This window comes from Streptosporangium sp. NPDC006930, assembly GCF_040635605.1.
Classification (GTDB): domain Bacteria; phylum Actinomycetota; class Actinomycetes; order Streptosporangiales; family Streptosporangiaceae; genus Streptosporangium.
Window position 1 is genome coordinate 92,338 of sequence record NZ_JBEYID010000018.1, and the last position, 17,457, is coordinate 109,794.

At 70.5% G+C, this 17,457-nt stretch carries 17 protein-coding genes; 12 read left to right on the forward strand and 5 right to left on the reverse strand.

What is annotated here, in order from left to right:
* Window positions 1-50: 50 nt before the first annotated feature.
* Genes ABZ664_RS28070 through ABZ664_RS28085 form a run of 4 tightly spaced genes read left to right on the forward strand, consistent with a single transcriptional unit; the run spans window position 51 to window position 4,907 of the window.
* Window positions 51-1,259, forward strand: a complete 1,209-nt coding sequence (locus ABZ664_RS28070) for an LLM class flavin-dependent oxidoreductase (protein WP_362516096.1) — start codon at window positions 51-53, stop codon at window positions 1,257-1,259.
* Window positions 1,256-2,581 (forward strand): NtaA/DmoA family FMN-dependent monooxygenase, encoded by a 1,326-nt coding sequence (locus ABZ664_RS28075; protein WP_362516098.1) that lies wholly within the window; start codon window positions 1,256-1,258, stop codon window positions 2,579-2,581. The genes ABZ664_RS28070 and ABZ664_RS28075 overlap by 4 nt, the downstream gene beginning before the upstream one ends.
* Window positions 2,578-3,759, forward strand: coding sequence for an LLM class flavin-dependent oxidoreductase (locus ABZ664_RS28080; RefSeq protein ID WP_362516100.1), 1,182 nt, complete (start codon window positions 2,578-2,580; stop codon window positions 3,757-3,759). The genes ABZ664_RS28075 and ABZ664_RS28080 overlap by 4 nt, the downstream gene beginning before the upstream one ends.
* A complete protein-coding gene (locus tag ABZ664_RS28085; protein WP_362516102.1) occupies window positions 3,756-4,907 on the forward strand; it encodes an LLM class flavin-dependent oxidoreductase in 1,152 nt (383 codons plus the stop codon). The genes ABZ664_RS28080 and ABZ664_RS28085 overlap by 4 nt, the downstream gene beginning before the upstream one ends.
* 153 nt (window positions 4,908-5,060) lie before the next feature.
* Here the strand turns inward: ABZ664_RS28085 and ABZ664_RS28090 are convergent, their stop codons facing one another.
* Together ABZ664_RS28090 and ABZ664_RS28095 are read right to left on the reverse strand one after the other, a co-directional pair.
* Entirely contained in the window at window positions 5,061-6,218 is a 1,158-nt protein-coding gene (locus ABZ664_RS28090; protein ID WP_362516104.1) for a cation:proton antiporter, read from the reverse strand.
* An 8-nt stretch (window positions 6,219-6,226) separates the two neighbouring features.
* On the reverse strand, window positions 6,227-6,709 hold the full coding sequence (locus ABZ664_RS28095) for a cation:proton antiporter regulatory subunit (RefSeq protein ID WP_362516108.1): 483 nt from the start codon (window positions 6,707-6,709) through the stop codon (window positions 6,227-6,229).
* 209 nt (window positions 6,710-6,918) lie between these two features.
* On the opposite strand from ABZ664_RS28095, the gene ABZ664_RS28100 reads away from it, so the two are divergent.
* From ABZ664_RS28100 to ABZ664_RS28115, 4 genes are all read left to right on the forward strand, one after another.
* Entirely contained in the window at window positions 6,919-7,707 is a 789-nt protein-coding gene (locus tag ABZ664_RS28100) for an ABC transporter permease (RefSeq protein WP_362516110.1), read from the forward strand.
* Between the two features lie 140 nt (window positions 7,708-7,847).
* Window positions 7,848-8,537 carry an ABC transporter ATP-binding protein gene (locus ABZ664_RS28105; protein WP_362516112.1) on the forward strand — a complete coding sequence of 230 codons (690 nt, stop codon included), beginning with the start codon at window positions 7,848-7,850 and terminating at the stop codon, window positions 8,535-8,537.
* Complete coding sequence (locus ABZ664_RS28110; protein ID WP_362516114.1) at window positions 8,534-9,532, forward strand: ABC transporter substrate-binding protein; 999 nt, start codon at window positions 8,534-8,536, stop codon at window positions 9,530-9,532. Before ABZ664_RS28105 ends, ABZ664_RS28110 begins: the two co-directional genes overlap by 4 nt.
* A 28-nt stretch (window positions 9,533-9,560) precedes the next feature.
* Window positions 9,561-10,670 carry an LLM class flavin-dependent oxidoreductase gene (locus tag ABZ664_RS28115; protein ID WP_362516116.1) on the forward strand — a complete coding sequence of 370 codons (1,110 nt, stop codon included), beginning with the start codon at window positions 9,561-9,563 and terminating at the stop codon, window positions 10,668-10,670.
* Window positions 10,671-10,863: 193 nt separating this feature from the next.
* On the opposite strand, the gene ABZ664_RS28120 is transcribed toward ABZ664_RS28115, so the two are convergent.
* Entirely contained in the window at window positions 10,864-11,868 is a 1,005-nt protein-coding gene (locus tag ABZ664_RS28120; protein ID WP_362516118.1) for a TetR/AcrR family transcriptional regulator, read from the reverse strand.
* Window positions 11,869-11,953: 85 nt separating this feature from the next.
* On the opposite strand from ABZ664_RS28120, the gene ABZ664_RS28125 reads away from it, so the two are divergent.
* Both ABZ664_RS28125 and ABZ664_RS28130 read left to right on the forward strand, forming a co-directional pair.
* Complete coding sequence (locus tag ABZ664_RS28125) at window positions 11,954-13,672, forward strand: right-handed parallel beta-helix repeat-containing protein (RefSeq protein WP_362516120.1); 1,719 nt, start codon at window positions 11,954-11,956, stop codon at window positions 13,670-13,672.
* 335 nt (window positions 13,673-14,007) lie between these two features.
* Entirely contained in the window at window positions 14,008-14,292 is a 285-nt protein-coding gene (locus ABZ664_RS28130; RefSeq protein ID WP_362516122.1) for a DUF1540 domain-containing protein, read from the forward strand.
* A gap of 16 nt (window positions 14,293-14,308) precedes the next feature.
* On the opposite strand, the gene ABZ664_RS28135 is transcribed toward ABZ664_RS28130, so the two are convergent.
* Both ABZ664_RS28135 and ABZ664_RS28140 read right to left on the reverse strand, forming a co-directional pair.
* The gene (locus tag ABZ664_RS28135; protein WP_362516125.1) at window positions 14,309-14,458 is read right to left on the reverse strand and encodes a hypothetical protein; all 150 of its coding nucleotides are present in this window, start codon (window positions 14,456-14,458) and stop codon (window positions 14,309-14,311) included.
* A gap of 21 nt (window positions 14,459-14,479) precedes the next feature.
* Window positions 14,480-14,977 (reverse strand): ATP-binding protein, encoded by a 498-nt coding sequence (locus ABZ664_RS28140; protein WP_362516127.1) that lies wholly within the window; start codon window positions 14,975-14,977, stop codon window positions 14,480-14,482.
* A 31-nt stretch (window positions 14,978-15,008) separates the two neighbouring features.
* Between ABZ664_RS28140 and ABZ664_RS28145 the strand changes: the two genes are divergently transcribed.
* Both ABZ664_RS28145 and ABZ664_RS28150 read left to right on the forward strand, forming a co-directional pair.
* A complete protein-coding gene (locus ABZ664_RS28145) occupies window positions 15,009-16,253 on the forward strand; it encodes a transposase (RefSeq protein WP_362516129.1) in 1,245 nt (414 codons plus the stop codon).
* Window positions 16,254-16,301: 48 nt separating this feature from the next.
* Complete coding sequence (locus tag ABZ664_RS28150; RefSeq protein WP_362516131.1) at window positions 16,302-17,393, forward strand: hypothetical protein; 1,092 nt, start codon at window positions 16,302-16,304, stop codon at window positions 17,391-17,393.
* The last annotated feature ends 64 nt before the right edge of the window (window positions 17,394-17,457 follow it).

Here is a 17,457-nt window from a genome sequence, read left to right on the forward strand (position 1 = left end):
TAACCAACTAAACATGTAGAGATTAAGGGTTTTTGTGTTATCGTCACCGCATGTCGGCAGTTCCCCTGCATCTCGCCGTCGCATTCGACGGCGCCGGATGGCACCCCGCAGCCTGGCGTGACCCCGCCGCCTCCCCGAAAGTCCTGTTCACCGCCGCCTACTGGGCCGCCCTGGTGGCCGAGGCCGAGCGCGGCCTCCTCGACTTCGTCACCATCGAGGACTCCCTCGCCCTGCAGACCACGCGCCTGGACGGTCACGACGGCCGTACCGACCAGGTGCGCGGGCGTCTCGACGCCGCCCTCGTCGCCTCCAGGATCGCCCCGCTGACGAGCAGGATCGGGCTGGTGCCCACGGTCACCACCACGCACACCGAGCCTTTCCACGTCGCGAGCTCCATCGCCACCCTCGACCACGTCAGCTCCGGCCGGGCCGGATGGCGCGCACAGATCTCCGGGCGCCACACCGAGGCCGCCCACTTCGGCCGCCGGGAGGTTCCCGTCCTGACACCGGAGAGCCTCGGCGACCTCGGCAGGGCACCCCTGGTGCGGGAACTGTTCGGTGACGCCGCCGACGCCGTGGAGGCGGTGCGGCGCCTGTGGGACAGCTGGGAGGACGACGCGGTCATCCGCGACGTGGCCACCGGCCGGTTCGTCGACCGCGACAAACTCCACTACGTCGACTTCGAGGGCGAGCACTTCACCGTGAAGGGGCCCTCCATCGTGCCGCGACCGCCCCAGGGGCAGCCGCTCGTCACCGCGCTGGCACACTCCCGGCTGCCGTACGAGTTCGCCGCGCGCGGCGCCGACGTCGTCCACGTCACGCCGCACGACACCGAGCAGGCGCGGGCCGTCGTGGCGGAGGTGCGCGAGATCGCCGAAGAGGTGCGCGACCCGGACGCCGAGAAACTGAAGATCTTCGCGGACCTCGTCGTGCTCCTGGGAGAGGACGGGAACGACGCCCGCGAGCGCGGGGCCCGGCTCGACGAGCTCGACGGCGCCGCCCACACCTCCGACGCCGCGATCTTCACGGGCACGCCCGGCGAACTCGCCGACCTGCTCCTGGAATGGCGCGCGGCCGGCCTGGAGGGCTTCAGGCTACGGCCCGCCGTGCTGCCGACCGACCTGAACGCGATCACGCGCGGCCTGGTGCCCGAACTCCAGGGACGCGGCGCCTTCCGCCGAGCCTACGAGGCCGACACCCTCCGCGGCCATCTCCACCTGCCCCGACCCGCCGGCCGCTACGCAGGGAGCCGACGATGAAGCAGGTCATCCTCGCCGCCCACTTCCCGGGTGTGAACAACCACACGGTCTGGAGTGATCCCGCCTCGGGCAGCCAGATCGACTTCGCCTCGTTCACCCACCTGGCGCGGACCGCCGAGCGCGGGAAGTTCGACTTCTTCTTCCTCGCGGACGGGCAGCGGCTGCGCGAACAGCGCGGGAAGATCCATGACCTCGACGTGGTCGGCCGCCCCGACTCGCTCACCGTGCTCTCCGGTCTCGCCGCGGTCACCGACCACCTCGGCCTGGCCGGGACGATCAACGCCACCTTCAACGAGCCGTACGAGCTCGCCCGCAAGCTCGCCACCCTCGACCACCTGTCCGCAGGCCGGGCCGGGTGGAACGTCGTCACCTCCTCCGACGCCTTCACCGGGGAGAACTTCCGCCGGGGCGGTTTCCTGGAGTACGCGCGGCGCTACGAGCGAGCCGAGGAGTTCGTGCGGACCGTCAACGAGCTCTGGGACTCGTGGGCGGCCGACGACCTCGTCGCGGACCCGGCGGCCGGCACGTTCGCCAGGCCGGACGCGGGGGAGTTCGCCCACCGGGGCACCCACTTCGACATCGGCGGCCACTTCACCGTGCCGCGCAGCCCGCAGGGCCGTCCGCTGACCATCCAGGCGGGGGACTCCGAGGGGGGCAGGGCCTTCGCGGCGGCCACCGCCGACGCCGTCTTCTCCCGGCACAGCAGACTCCAGGAGGGGCAGGCCTTCTACCGGGACATCAAGTCGAGGCTGGCCGCGCACGGCCGGTCGCCCGACTCCCTGAAGATCCTCCCCGGTGCCACGTTCGCGCTCGGCGACACCGACGCCGAGGCACAGGAGAACGCCGACCACATCCGCCGCCAGCAGGTCAGCCCGCAGACCGCGATCCTGCTGCTGGAGCAACTGTGGAACCGTGACCTGTCGGCCTACGACCCCGAGGGACCGCTGCCCGAGATCGACCCCGACGTCTCCGAGGACTCGATCATCAAGGGCCGGACCCGGTTGTCCCGCGACCCGCTCAAGACGGCGGCGGAGTGGCGGGCCCTGGCCGAGTCCAAGAAGCTCGGCATCCGCGACCTGATCATCGAGGTGACCGGCAGGCAGTCCTTCATCGGCTCGCCCTCACGCGTCGCCGAGGAGATCAACGAGTTCGTGCAGAACGACGCCTCCGACGGGTTCATCCTGGTGCCGCACCTCACCCCCGGCGGCCTGGACGCCTTCGTCGACACGGTCGTACCGCTGCTGCAGGAACGCGGGGTCTTCCGCGCCGAGTACGAGACCACCACGCTGCGCGGTCACCTGGGCCTGGAGAACGAACGATGAGATTTCTGGCGATCACCCTGATTGTTCACGGCCCCGACCCCATCACCGGCGAGCTCAAGTCGACCAACGCGCGCCTGCGCGAGGTCGTCGAGAACGCCGTGCTGGCCGAGGAACTCGGGTTCGACGGTTTCGGTGTCGGGGAGCGGCACGAGCGCCCGTTCATCTCCTCGTCCCCGCCGGTCGTGCTCAGCCACATCGCGGCCAGGACGTCGACGATCAGGCTGTTCACCGCGGTCACCACACTGAGCCTGCTGGACCCCGTACGGGCCTACGAGGACTACGCCACCCTCGACCACCTCTCCGACGGCCGCCTGGAACTCATCATCGGCAAGGGCAACGGCGCCGCGCAGGCCCAGCTGTTCCATGTGACCGGCGAGGACCAGTGGGAGCGCAACCGGGAGGGCTACGAGCTGTTCCGCCGCCTGTGGCGGGAGGACAAGGTCACCTGGTCGGGGAGGTTCCGGCCGTCCCTGACCGACGCGGAAACCTGGCCGCGCCCGCTACAGCGCCCCATTCGCGTCTGGCACGGCAGCGCCACCAGCAAGGAGTCGGTGGAGCTCGCCGCCCTGTACGGCGATCCGCTCTTCTCCGCCAACGTCAGCAACCCGGTCGAGCCGTACGCCGAGCTGGTCCGCCACTACCGGGAACGCTGGGAGTTCCACGGTCACGACCCCGCCGACGCCCTGGTGGGCGCGGGTACGGCGGGCTACTACGCGACCAGGAGGTCCCAGGACGCGATCGAGACCTACCGGCCGATCTTCAACGCGAGGCTGGAACTGTTCAGGAAGGTCGGGGTGGACCCGGTCTTTCACACCCTGGAGGACGCGATCGAGCGCAGCTCGATCCTGGTCGGCAGCCCGCAGCAGATCATCGACAAGGTCCACCGCTACCACGAGCGGCTCGGGCACGAGGTCATGCACCTGCACGCCGACGCGGACGGCCTCACCGACAAGCAGCACCGGACGGCCCTGGAACTCTTCCAGAGCGACATCGCTCCCGTGCTGCGCGCGGAGATCCCCAGCAGGCCGTTCCCCCGCCAGGTGGGCTCCGAGCCGGGAGGCCCGGGGCCCGCAGGTTCGAGTTCCGGGAGTTCAGGCACGGAAAGCCCACGGCACGAGAGCCCGGCCCCCGAGGCTCCCCGCTCCGGGAGTTCACAGCGCGAGGAGGTGCGGTCATGACCTCCCTGTCGATCCTCGACCTGGCACCCATCCCCTCCGGTGGCACCGCCGGCGAGGCGCTGCGCAACACCCTGGACCTGGCCCGGCGGGCTGAGGAGTTCGGCTACCTCCGCTACTGGGTGGCCGAGCACCACCTCGCGCCCGGTGTCGCCAGTGCCGCCCCCGCCGTGCTCATCGGCCTGGTGGCCGCCGCGACCAGCACGATCAGGGTCGGCTCAGGAGCCGTCCAGGTCGGTCACCAGACCGCGCTGTCGGTGGTCGAGCAGTTCGGTCTCGTCGACGCGCTCTACCCGGGCCGCGTCGACCTCGGCCTGGGCCGGTCGGGCCGGCGCGGGGCCGAACTTCGCGCGACCGTCGAGCTCTCGGAGTCGGAGGAGAGGATCTCGACCTCGCCGACGCCCGCCAGGATCGTGGACGGGCTGCTCATTCCAGAGCCCTTCTCCTTCGCGGCGCTCGTGAAGTCGCCGCTGTTCTCGTTGTACGGCGCGTTGCTTCAGCAGCCGGGTGCGCAGAGCCCCGACTTCGCCGACCAGGTCGACGAGATCGCGGCTCTGCTGGCCGGGACCTATCGTTCCCCCGAGGGGGTGGTCGCGCACGCCGTGCCGGGCGAGGGCGCGGACCTGCGGCTGTGGATCCTGGGCAGCAGCGGCGGGCAGAGCGCGCAGGTGGCGGGGGAGCGGGGACTGCCGTTCGCGGCGAACTACCACGTCAGCCCATCCGGGGTGCTGGACGCCGCGCAGGCGTATCGGGAGGCGTTCAAGCCCTCGGAGGTCCTCAGCGAGCCCTACCTGATCGTCTCGGCCGACGTCGTCGTGGCGGAGGACGACGAGAGGGCGAGGGACCTCGCCTCCCCGTACGGGCTCTGGGTCCGCAGCATCCGCACCGGCGCCGGTGCGATCCCGTTCCCGACTCCGGCCGAGGCCGCCGCCCACGAGTGGACGCAGGAGGACCTCGCGCTGGTCGCCGACCGGCTCGCCACCCAGTTCGTCGGCTCCCCGAGAACCGTCGTGGAGAAGCTGCGCGTGCTGCGCGACGTCACCGGCGCCGACGAGTTGCTCATCACCACCATGACCCACGACCACGCCGACCGGGTCCGCTCCTACGAGTTGCTCGCCGCGGAATGGGAGGGAGGCGTCGTCACAGGCTGAGCCCGCGTTCTCCGCACCTTCTTCGGCACCCGGCGGTCACCGCCGGGTGCCGGAGTTTTTCCGGTCCGTGATCCAGGAAAGCGACCGGTTGAGCGGTCCCGGGAATCCAGCCCGGCCCGCCCGGCCCGCCGGGACGGCGGGCCGGGCGGGATCTCAGGCGCGCTTGGCGATGGCGGTGATGAAGGGCTGGACGAGCCGCGCGGCGAGCGGGCCGAACGCGGCGAGGATGAGAACGTACGTGGCGGCGAGCGGTCCCAGGTCGGGATGGACCCCGGCGGCCACCGCGAGTCCGGCGACCACGATGTTGAACTCGCCCCGGGGGATGAGCGCGATACCGGCCCGTGCCTGTCCGGCATTGGCGATGCCCGCCCGGCGGGCGGCGTAGGCGCCGGTGAGCAGTTTCGTGATCATGCTGATCAGGGCGAGCAGCGCGGCGAGCCCGGCGACCGGCAGGATCTTGGTCGGGTCGGTCTGCAGGCCGAAGAAGACGAAGAACACCGCGGCGAACAGGTCGCGGAGCGGGGTGAGCAGCGCCTGCGCGTCCTCGGCCAGCTCACCCGAGAGCGCGATCCCGACGAGGAAGGCGCCGACCGCGGCCGAGACCTGCAGCTGCTGCGCCACTCCGGCGACCAGCAGCGCGAGGCCGACGACCTTCAGCAGCAGCACCTCGGAGTTGGGGCTGGAGACGAAGGCCTCGATGAACCTGCCGTAGCGGAGCGCGACCAGCAGCACGACGCTCACCGCGGCGAGCGCGATCGCCACGGTGATCGCGCCACCGGCGAAGCTCACCCCGGCCAGCACCGCGGTGAGGATCGGCAGGTAGATGGACATCGTCAGGTCCTCGAAGACCAGCAGCGACAGCACCACCGGTGTCTCGCGGTTACCGATCCACCCCAGGTCGGACAGGACCTTCGCGGTGATGCCCGAGGAGGTCGCGTACGTGACGCCGGCCATGGCGATGGCGGCCACCGGACCCCAGCCGAGCAGCAGCGCGGCGATCGCGCCCGGTGCCGCGTTGAGCACCAGGTCGACGACGCCCGCTCGCGCGTTGCCCTTCAGGCTCGTCACGAGCTCGTCGGCGTTGTACTCCAGGCCGAGGGTGAGCAACAGCAGGATCACACCGAGCTCGGCGCCGACCGCGATGAACTCCTCGCTGGTGGCGAGGGGCAGGATGCCGCCGGTGCCGAAGGCGAGGCCCGCGATGAGGTAGAGAGGGATGGGGGATATGCCCCCTTTTAGGGCGAGTGCTCCGAGTATGCCGAGCCCGAGAAGGACAGCACCGAGCTCAAGAAAAAGAATCGCGGTGTGCACCCGGCGTCCTACCCGCCGGAAAGGATATCGGAGACGGCGGAGGTGCTCTCCGGGCTGCCCACCACGACCACCACGTCGCCCCGGGACAGCGTGAAGTCGGGAGCGGGGCTGGCGAAGACCTGGCCCTCGCGCACCACGGCCACGATGGAGGCGCCGGTGCGGGTGCGCACGCGCGCGTCACCCATCGGCCGGCCCGCGTACGGAGAGGCGGCCGGGATCGGCAGCTGCATGCTGACCAGACCCTCGACCTCGCGGTGCAGGTCGTTGAGGCGCTGCACGATGCGCGGGGCGCCGAGCAACTCGGCGAGCGCGTCGGCCTCCTCGTCGTTCAGCTTGATGGTCTCGCACGCGCGATCAGGATCGTCGGGGTCGTATATCACCAGGTCACGGCGGCCGGTGCGGTGAGTGACGATCCCGATGCGCCTGCCTGAGCGCGTGGTGAACTCGTGTCGCAGTCCTATCCCAGGCAGTGCCGTCTGCTCGACCTCCACCGTGCCAGCTCCTCCGCGTGCGCATGCGTTCTTCCTTTACGGAAAACCTACCAATTCGGGGGCCCTCGACATACCGGCGGCAATAACCTGTATTACCGATTGACTTTGTGGGTTATTTGCCGGACGATGGGCGGGAACCCAGCCCCCAGCCGTGAGTGAGGTCTTCCGTGTCCGCTTCCGCCGTCGGCGCGGGGATACGACAACAGACCGTGCGAACACGGTCACGCGTCCCCCTTCTTTCATCCACCGCCTGGCAGCGTCTCGCCAGCCCTCTGGTCATCGTCGTCGCCTGGCAGGTCGCCAGCACCGCGGGACTCCTCCAGGAACGGCTCCTCGCCTCGCCCTTCAAGATCCTCACCACCGCCGCCGGGCTCGTCCAGGAAGGAGTCCTGCCCGAGGCGATCGCCGTCTCGCTCCAGCGGGCCGCGATCGGCTTCACCCTCGGCGCGGTCGCCGGAGTCGGCCTCGCCCTGGTCGCCGGGCTCAGCCGGGTGGGTGAGAACGCCGTCGACCCGCCGCTGCAGATGCTGCGAGCGCTTCCGCTGTTCGGCCTGATCCCGCTGTTCATCCTCTGGTTCGGCATCGGGGAGACCCCCAAGGTGGCCCTGGTCGCCCTCGGTGTGGTCTTCCCGCTCTACCTCAACACCTTCTCCGGGATCCGCGGCGTCGACGGCAAGCTCGCCGAGGTGGCCCGGGTGCTGCGGCTGAGCCGTACCGAGACGATCACCCACATCGTCCTGCCGGGCGCGCTCGGCCAGACGCTCGTCGGTCTGCGGCAGAGCCTGGGCGTGGCCTGGCTGGCGCTGATCGTGGCCGAGCAGATCAACGCGGACGCCGGACTGGGATACATGATCAACAACGCCAGGGAGTTCCTGCGCACCGACGTGGTCGTCGTCGGTCTGATCGTCTACGCGATCCTCGGCCTGCTGACGGACGCGCTGGTGCGCCTGCTGGAGAGGAGGGCCCTGTCATGGCGGCAGAATTTCCTGTCACGCTGACCTCGTCCCGTACCGAGACGCCTTCGCGCACCGATCCTCGGCCGCCGACGAAGACGCCTTCGCGGACGGCGCTCCGGCCCACCGTGAAAGCGTCGTCCCGCACGGAGAGTCGGCCCTCCACGGCGGCTTCGGTGGCGGCTGTGAGGAGCCTCACCAGGGACTTCGGGCGGCGAAGGGTCCTCGACGGGGTCGACCTGGAGATAGGCCGGGGCGAGTTCGTCGCGCTGCTCGGCCGCAGCGGTTCCGGCAAGTCCACCCTCCTGCGGGTGCTCGCGGGACTCGACCCCGGCGCCGAGGGCGAGGTCGAGGTCGGCGGCACCGTCGCCGTGGCCTTCCAGGAACCCCGGCTCGTGCCGTGGAAGCGGGTCCTGGCCAACGTCGCCCTCGGTCTTCGCGCCCCCGACCCGGACGCCGCCGCGGGGGCCGCGCTGGAGGAGGTCGGTCTCGGCCGGCTGAGCGACGCCTGGCCGCTCACCCTGTCGGGCGGGGAAGCCCAGCGGGCCTCCCTGGCCAGGGCACTGGTCCGCGAGCCCGGCCTGCTCCTGCTCGACGAGCCGTTCAGCGCCCTGGACGCGCTGACCCGTATCACCATCCACCGCCTCGTACTCGACCTGTGGGAGAGGCATCGCCCCGGCATCCTGCTCGTCACCCACGACGTGGACGAGGCCATGCTGCTGGCCGACCGCGTCCTGGTACTCGACGGGGGCGCCATCGCCCACGAGTCCCGGATCGAACTGCCCCGGCCCCGCCACCGCGACCACCCCGACCTCATCGCACTGCGCTCCACCCTGCTCGACCGGCTGGGCGTCACCCCGGAAGGAACCGCATGAAACGTCGTGTCACCGCCCTGATCGCCGCGGCACTGCTCCTCACCGTCACCGCGGCCTGCGGGGCGGGGGAGGAACAGAGCGTCCGGGCCGACGGCTCGATCGACCTGTCCCAGGTGACGCTGCGCGTCGGCGACCAGAAGGGCACGGGTCTGCAGGCGCTGTTGACCGCGGCCGGCCAGCTCGACGACGTCAAGTACAAGGTGACCTGGTCCCAGTTCACCTCGGGGCCGCCGATCCTGGAGGCCATCAACGCCGGTTCCCTGGACTTCGGTGCGGTGGGCAACGCCCCGCCGGTCTTCGCCGCCGCCGCCGGGGCGAAGATCTCCGTCGTCGCGGTCGCCGAGAAGGGGCTCGGCGGCCAGGCCGTCGTCGTCCCCGCGGACTCGCCCATCAAGACCCCGGCCGACCTGCGCGGTAAGCGCGTCGCCGTGGCCAAGGGCAGCTCCGCGAACTTCCACCTGCTCGCCGTGCTGAAGAAGGAGGGCCTGAGCTTCGGCGACATCCAGCCCCAGTATCTCCAGCCACCGGACGCCCTGGCCGCGCTCTCCTCCGGCAAGATCGACGCATGGGCCATCTGGGATCCCTACACCGCCCAGGCCGAGGCGCAGACCAAGGCGCGCATCCTGGTCGACGGCGAGGGCTACGCCAACGGCTTCGAGTTCCAGATCACGGGCAAGGACGTCCTCGCCGACCCGGCCCGCACGGCGGCGCTGGGAGACTGGGTGGCACGAATCCGCAAGGCGCACCAGTGGGCCAACGAGCACCAGGACGAGTGGACCAAGGTCTTCTCCGAGCTCACCGGCCTGGACCGGGGGATCGTCGGCACGGCGATCAAGCGCAGTTCGTACCGGGACCTCAAGCTCGCCGGTGACGTCGTCGAACGCGAGCAGCTCGTGGCCGACGCCTTCAGCGAGGAGAAGCTCATCCCGGTGTCCATAACGTTCGCCGACGTCGTCGACACCCGGTTCGACGCCACCCTGGAGAACCCCTCGTGACCCCCCTTCCGAGGCCCGGAGGCACTCGATGAAGTTCCACTGGTTCCTGCCCACCGCCGGTGACAGCCGGGTCCTCACCGGGGGCGGCCACGGCCTCGCCAGGGGGCACGGCCGCTCCGAGGCGGCGGCGTTCCGCTCGCCGGACATCGAATACCTGGCGCAGGTCGCCCGCTCCGCCGAGCAACTCGGCTTCGAGGCGGTCCTCACCCCGACCGGCACCTGGTGCGAGGACGCCTGGCTGGTCACCGCCGCGCTGACCAGAGAGACCGAGCGGCTGAAGTTCCTCGTCGCGTTCCGGCCGGGTTTCATGTCCCCGACGCTGGCCGCGCAGATGGCCGCCACCTACCAGCGGCTCTCGCGCGGCAGGCTCCTGCTCAACGTGGTGACCGGCGGGGAGACCGTCGAACAGGCCAGGTTCGGCGACCACCTGTCCAAGGACGAACGCTACGAGCGCACCGACGAGTTCCTCTCGATCGTGCGCGGAGCGTGGAGCGGCACCCCGTACGACTTCGACGGCACGCACTACCGGGTCGAGGGCGCGATGGTCTCCGAGACGCCCGCCCCCGTCCCGGAGATCTACTTCGGCGGCTCCTCGCGGGCGGCGGGACCGGTCGCGGCCAGGCACGTGGACGTCTACCTCACCTGGGGTGAGCCACCGGAACAGGTCGCGAGGAAGATCGAGTGGATCCGCGGGCTGGCCGAGGAGCAGGGCCGCAAGCTCCGCTTCGGCATCCGGCTGCACGTGATCACCCGCGACACCGAGCGCGACGCCTGGGCGGAGGCGGAACGACTGCTGGCCGCCATCGACCCGGCCGACATCGTCTCGGCCAGGAAGCTGCTGGGCCGCAGTGAGTCGGTCGGCCAGAAACGCATGCTGGAACTGCACGAGGGCTTCACCGGTGGCGGCGCCCGCGACCTGGAGATCCACCCGAACCTCTGGGCCGGGGTCGGTCTCGTCAGGGGCGGTGCCGGGACCGCGCTGGTGGGCAGCCACTCCCAGGTCGCCGAGCGGATCGAGGAGTACGCCTCGCTCGGCATCGAGGAGTTCGTTCTGTCCGGCTACCCCCATTTGGAGGAGTCGTACTGGTTTGGTGAGAACGTGCTTCCCCGGTTCGCCGCCGCACCCGCGTCGAGGTGAGCGCGAGGGCGGTCGTGGCCGGGTTCGCCGACCGGGGCCTGTTTCGCCGGAACGCGACCGGCCGGAGGCGGCCGGTCTGAAACCGGCCCGGCCGACCCCCGGCTGGAACCGGCTCGGCTGAAACCGGCCCGGCCGGACCTCGGCTGGGAGGTGACCGGCCGGGACCCGTTCGGTGAGGACCCGTTCGAGAGGGTCAGGTGCGGTCCGGCGGGTCGCCCGGTCGCGGCGTGGAGCGGTGGCGCCTGCGGTAGGCGCGTTGCTGGCAGGCGCGCGAGCAGTAGGCGCGAGGGCGGCCCGCCTCGGCCCGGTCCATGCTCGTTCCGCACATCACACACGAGGCCCTTTCGTCACGGCTTACATCACGCTCGCGGATCAGTGCCTCGATGCCGTCCAGCACGCGCCGCAGGCCGAACTCGAAGGAGTCCTCCGGCTCGTCGTAGCCGCCCGCCTCCCAGATGCGGGTCAGCGTGGGATAGCGGTGGAGGTTCTCGTACAGGGACGCCCTGGCGCCCCACCACTCCTCCTCGGAGACCCCGGTGTGCCGCTCGACCCTGGCGATCTCCGCGGCCCTGGCCGCCTCACTGTCCACGAACCGGCCGACGAGGCCCACCACGGCGACCATCTCGGCGGGCTTCAGACCGCTCTTCGCCACGGTGCTGAGCGCGTACTCGAAGTTGGCGACGGAGTTCGGTCCTGGGATGTGCCGGCTGCCGCGCGCTCCGGCCAGCCAGGGGTGGCGCAGGCGCAGGGCCCAGCCGCGCCGCGCCCACCCCTCGAGCGCCTCGCGCCACCCATGTGCCGTGCTCGCCGAGGTTCCCGCCGCCGCGGCGCCCCCGCCCGCCTCGCCCGCCGCCGCTTCCGCCGTGCCCGCCTCGCCTGACGTACTCCCCGTGTCACCCGCCGCCTGACCCGGTGCGCCACCCGTGCCCGGCGCGGCATCCGGCGTGGTGTCGGCCAGCACCGCGTCGCACATCAACTCGACGAGCTGCGCCTTCCCCGGCACGTGCCGGTAGAGCGACATGCTGGTGAAGCCGAGCCGTTCGCCGACCCGGCGCATCGACAGTGCCTCGATCCCGTCGGCATCGGCGATCTCGACGGCCGCGCGCACGATCGCGTCGACGCTCAGCCCCTGTCTCGGCACGGGCGGCTTTCGCCACAGCAGTTCGACCGTCCGGTCGGGACCCTCCTCGACGGCCACGCCGTCCTCCTTCCGGCTTGACGCTTAGACCCAATATCTGTTTATGCTGTATAACGATGTTTACATTATAAACGAGGAGCGTTCCTTGAGTGAGCTCTACGTCTCCCCATCCGGCGACGACACCTGGCCAGGCACCAGCAGACAACCCCTCGCGAGCCTCACCCGCGCCCGTGACCTGGCACGCGGCACCGGCGTCGGCACCGTGGTCAACCTGTTGGCGGGCACCCACAGGCTCGCAGAAACCTTCCGGCTCACCGAGGCCGACTCGGGCGTGACCTACCGGGCCGTGGGCGAGGCCGTCATCAGCGGGGGCAGAGTGATCACCGGCTGGCACGAGCGGGACGGCGTGTGGCTGGCCGAGGTCGGCGACCTCGACACCCGGCAGCTCCACGTCGACGGGCGCAGGGCCGAACGGGCCGCGATCGACACGATTCCCGGGAACGCCACCAGAACCGACACGGGTTACGTCACCGACAGCACGGCCCCACAGGGCTGGGGAAACCCCGGCGACGTCGAGTTCGTCCTGCGCGGCGTCTACCCGTGGACCGAGGCCCGCCTCGGCGTCGCCGCCGTCGAGGGGGACGAGCACTCGACCGTCATCACCATGGCCGAGCCCGCCTTCGGCTGGGCGATCGACCTCTACAACTCGGCCGTCCCGTGGGCGAGCATCGAATCCCACGGCCCCGGCCTGCCGACCCGGGTGGAGAACGGTGTGGGCTTCCTGACCGAGCCCGGCACCTTCGCCCTCGACAGGTCCCGCCCCGGCCGCCACGTCCTGCACTACCGGCCGCGCCCCGGCGAGGATCCCGGGCGGACGGAGGTCGTCGCACCCGTGCTGGAGGAACTGGTCAACGTCACCGGCGCCCGTGACGTCGCCTTCCTGGGCATCACCTTCGCCGACGCCACCTGGATGCGGCCGAGCCGCCCCGAGGGTTTCCTGCACTACCACGGCACCGGCTACTACGACGGCGGACCCATCGAGAAGGTGTCGTTCGGCGAGGGAGCGTGGGTGACGGTTCCAGGGGAGTCGCTGGCGATCCCCGCGAACGTCGTGTTCGAGGGCGCGGGAAGTGTCTCGGTCGAAGACTGCCGCTTCACCAGGTTGGGCGCCACGGCCCTGCGGTTCTCCGGCGACAGCACCGGCATCCTGGTGCGGGGCAACGTGTTCGAGGGCGTCTGCGGCGGCGGGATCTTGATCAGCGGGAGCCGTGGCGCCACGGTCGAGAACAACTGGATCCACGACATCGGCCTGGAATACTCCGGCTCGCCCGGCATCGCGGTGACCGCGAGCGAGGACACCACGATCGCGCACAACCAGGTGAACGACGTCCCGCACTGCGGCATCGTGGCCGGCGTCGGCAGGAGCACCCGAATCCTGCGAAACCTTACCTTCAACACGCTGAAGGTGCTGGCCGACGGTGGCGGCGTCTACCTGTCGGGCCCGCAGGGCGACTCCCACGACAACGGCGCGGTGATCCGCGGCAACGTCGTGCGCGACACGCTCACGCCGTACAACTTCGCGCTCTACACCGACTACGGCGCCGCCTGGGTCACCGTCGAGGACAACGCCGTCCAGCGCGCCGACAACACCGCCACCCTGCAGGCATGGCCGCCGCTGGAGAACGTCGTCTTCCGAGGCAACGTCTGGGACGCCGACCCCGTGGGCTGGGACGACCCGCCGCAGGGCGTCACCCTGGAGGACAACGCGACACTGACCGACGAGAAGGACTTCGAGGTCCGCACGGCGGACATCGCCGCGCGAGCCGGCCTGGAGCCCGGCTACGCCCACCTGCTCGGCCGGTGACCGCGGGCACTCCTCGGGCACCGTCGGCCGCCTTCCAAACCCGTCACACGCGAAACGAACGCCCCGGCTCTCTTGGAGAAGCCTTGGGGCCGCCGGGAGCGTGAAGACGACGCGGGCGCGGTATGAGACGGGATAGTCCCGGTGCCCGTAGTGGGCACGGGCCGCGCCATGTCCTGCCGTGAGCATCGGCAGCCGTGACATGGCGCGGCGCGAGGCGGGCCGACGTCCCGGACGCTGACCGGGGGACACGCCGGTGCCGCCACGGGTGACGCCGACACATCACTGGGCGACGGCTCGTCGAGCCTGGGAGCGGCCCGAGCAAGGAGAGTTCAGCCATGGAGATGCCCGCGGTCAACGAGTGCCAGGTCGAGGCGTGCGCGTACAACACCGCGCACAGCTGCCACGCCCTCGCCATCACGGTCGGCAACAGCAGCCACGCGGAGTGCGAGACCTTCTTCAAGGTCCCTTCGAAGGGGGGCGACCCGGCCCGCACCGGCCGCGTCGGCGCCTGCAAGATGGCCGACTGCCAGCACAACATCCAGTACGAGTGCCAGGCCTCCGGCATCGTCGTCGGCTACGCGCAGCAGGACATCGACTGCCTCACCTACGCGCCCGCCTGACACCGGGCGGCCCGGATCAGGACGACGGCAGGACCGGGCCGAGCCGTGCGGTGATGAGACGCACCTCGTCGTAGAGGGCGCCACCCGACACGTTGTCCATCGTCACGCCGAGCTCGACCTTGCGCTGGGTACGGTTGCCCGCCGACCGGATCTCACCCAGGCTCATGTGACGGATCGCAAGGCAAGATTAACGTTGGGTGGGCAGGGCGAAGACGACGGCCTTGCCGGGGGTGCCGGTGGTGTGGGTCGTGGCGGGGTGGACGTGGCACCGCCCCTGGGAGAGCCGGTGGGCCAGGAGCAGGCCGCGGCCGTTCTCGGTGAGCAGAGGCAGGCCGATCTCCTCCACCGAGTCCAGAAGGCCGAGGATGATGCGGACCTCGTGGAGGTCGGGATCGCCGTCGACGACCTCACACCAGGTGGGGACACCGTCCAGACTGAGGACGCGCAGCTCGTACGGGGGACGGGCATGCCGCTCCGCGTTGGCGGCCAGCTCCGCCACGATGGTCTCCGCGTCGGAGACGGCCTCGTCGTCCAGACCGGCCTCCCGGAGCACCTCCCGGAGCACGGCGCGGGCGCGACGCGAGGCCGAGCCCGGCTGAAGGATCTTGATCAGTACGCGAACGCCGCCGCCTCCCATCACGGACGTCGATCCGGGGCCCCAACTGGTCGCGGAGTTCTCGAACACACATGCGTTCGGTCATGGAACCATCGGTGCCGTGCAGCTTCGTTACCGGTACCGGCTCTATCCGGACGCCGCTCAGTGCCAGGCGCTGGCGCGGGCGTTCGGGTGCGCGCGGGTGGTGTTCAACGACGGGCTGCGCGCTCGCACCGACGCCCACCGGGCGGGCCTGCCGTACATCTCCGATGCCGACCTGTCCAAGCGGGTCATCACCGAGGCGAAGCACGCGCCGCAACGATCGTGGCTGGGCGAGGTGTCGGCGGTGGTGCTGCAGCAGGCGCTGGCCGACCTGAACACCGCCTACCGCAACTTCTTCGCCTCGATCACCGGTAAGCGTCAGGGGCCGAAGATCGGCCCGCCCCGGTTCCGGTCCCGAAAAGACAACCGCCAGGCGATCCGCTTCACCCGCAACGCCCGGTTCGCCATCACCGCGGGCGGGAAACTCTGCCTGCCGAAGATCGGCGACGTGCCGGTGCGCTGGTCGCGACCCCTGCCGTCGGAGCCGTCCAGCGTCACGGTGATCAAGGACGCGGCGGGCCGGTACTTCGCGAGTTTCGTCGTGGAGGCGTCCGAGGAACCGCTCGCCGGGGTCGCGGCCGAGGTCGGCGTCGACCTGGGGCTCACCCACTTCGCGGTCACCTCCGACGGCCGGAAGATCGACAACCCACGATTCCTGCGCCGCGCGGCCAAGAAACTCCGCAAGGCGCAAAAGGCCCTCGGCCGCACGGCGAAGGGGTCGAACAACCGCAGCAAGGCCGTCGTCAAGGTCGCCCGCGCACACGCCCGGGTGACCGATGCGCGCCGGGACTTCGCCCACAAGTTCTCCACCCAGTTGATCCGCGACAACCAAGCGATCTACGTGGAGGACCTGTCGGTGAACGGCCTGGCCCGCACCCGGCTGGCCAAGAGCGTCTATGACGCGGGCTGGTCGGCCTTCGTCGGGATGCTGGAGTACAAGGCGAAACGGTACGGCCGCACCTTCGCCAAGATCGACCGCTGGTTCCCGTCCTCGAAGACGTGCTCGCAGTGCGGCAGCCGGCAAGAGTCGATGCCGCTGAACGTGCGGGAATGGGCCTGCCCCTGCGGCGTGACCCATGACCGCGACGTCAACGCCGCACGCAACATCCTCACCGAAGGCCAACGAACCGTCGCCGCTGGACGGAAACCCATCGCTGAAACGCGGCGGGAGGCGGAGACGTTAAACGCCTGTGGAGGTGACGTAAGACCACCGCTCGCGGCGGCAGACACCGATGAAGCAGGAAGCCACAGAGGTGCCGCATGACGCGGCACGGACTGAACCCCCGGCCTTCAGACCGGGGAGCGCGTCAACGTGAAGTCGGCCGCGCTTCTGTGGAGGTTGGAGATGGACCCGTCCCGGCGTCACCTACTGGCCTCGCTGCCGTTCGTGCCCGGTGCCCTGGGCGAGTGGCTGGTCTCCTGGAACTACGGCACTCCGGCCGCATCGGCCGCCCGGCAGGACGAGGGGCGAGATGTGGGTCTCGCCGACGTGGCGCGGATCGTCGAGGCGCAGAAGGCGTTCGGCCAGATAGACCAGCGGTTCGGGGCCGGGCTGGTGCGCCCGGTGGTGGTCAAATACCTGCACGAGACGGTGGCGCCGCTGCTGCGGGGCCGCTACGACGAGCGGGTGGGTTCCGAGCTGATGACGGCGGCGGCCGGGATGACCTGGCTGGCAGGCTGGACGGCCTTCGACCTGAACCGGCACGGCCAGGCCCAGCAGCACTTCGGCCAGGCGCTGAGGCTGGCCAAGAACGCTGACGACCCGCTGACCGGCGCCTGGGTGCTGGCGACGCTGACCCGCCAGGCGATCCATCTGGAGCAGGGGGCCTGGGCCGTGTGGCTGGCCCGAGCCGCCGTCGACACGGCCAGCCGGGCGCAGGCGCCTCCGCGTGTCATGGCATTGGTGCTGGCCGGTGAGGCTAGGGCGATGGCCGTGCAGGCCAGACCGTCCGAGACCCAGGACCGGCACACTGCCAAGCAGGTCGAACGACTGATCACCGAGGCCGAGCGTGCTCACGCTCAAGGAGCGACCGACCGCGATCCGACATGGGTCGGCAGGTTCGAGGCGGTGGAGTTGACGGCCCAGGCCGGGCGCTGCTGGAGTCTGCTGGGTGAGCACCGGCGGGCGGCGGTCTGTGCGGAGGAGGTCGTGGCCGAGTTCAGCGCACGCCTTCCTCGCTCCGCCCAGTTCAATCAGCTGCATGCCGCCGAGGCATACCTCGGCATGGGGGAGTTGGAGCAGGCTCTGGACTTCGCCCGAGCCGCGATCCCGGCGACCAAGACGCTGACCTCCGCCCGCACGGTGGAGCTTGCCCGCCAGTTCGCCGGACAGCTTGAGCCGTACGGGGACAGTGTGATGGTTCGCGAGTTCCGTGATCACCTGAACAGCGAGCTGGCCGCCTGACCAGGCGCGAGCTCGGGAGTGTCATTCATGGGTGGCGAATCGTTTCGCATCCTGCTTGGGGAGC

Coding starts and splice junctions, on each gene's coding strand:
- ABZ664_RS28130 (WP_362516122.1), top strand. CDS start 14,008: ATGGAGATGCCCGCGGTCAACGAGTGCCAGGTCGAGGCGTGCGCGTAC.
- ABZ664_RS28110 (WP_362516114.1), top strand. CDS start 8,534: ATGAAACGTCGTGTCACCGCCCTGATCGCCGCGGCACTGCTCCTCACC.
- ABZ664_RS28080 (WP_362516100.1), top strand. CDS start 2,578: ATGAGATTTCTGGCGATCACCCTGATTGTTCACGGCCCCGACCCCATC.
- ABZ664_RS28075 (WP_362516098.1), top strand. CDS start 1,256: ATGAAGCAGGTCATCCTCGCCGCCCACTTCCCGGGTGTGAACAACCAC.
- ABZ664_RS28115 (WP_362516116.1), top strand. CDS start 9,561: ATGAAGTTCCACTGGTTCCTGCCCACCGCCGGTGACAGCCGGGTCCTC.
- ABZ664_RS28135 (WP_362516125.1), bottom strand. CDS start 14,458: ATGAGCCTGGGTGAGATCCGGTCGGCGGGCAACCGTACCCAGCGCAAG.
- ABZ664_RS28085 (WP_362516102.1), top strand. CDS start 3,756: ATGACCTCCCTGTCGATCCTCGACCTGGCACCCATCCCCTCCGGTGGC.
- ABZ664_RS28070 (WP_362516096.1), top strand. CDS start 51: ATGTCGGCAGTTCCCCTGCATCTCGCCGTCGCATTCGACGGCGCCGGA.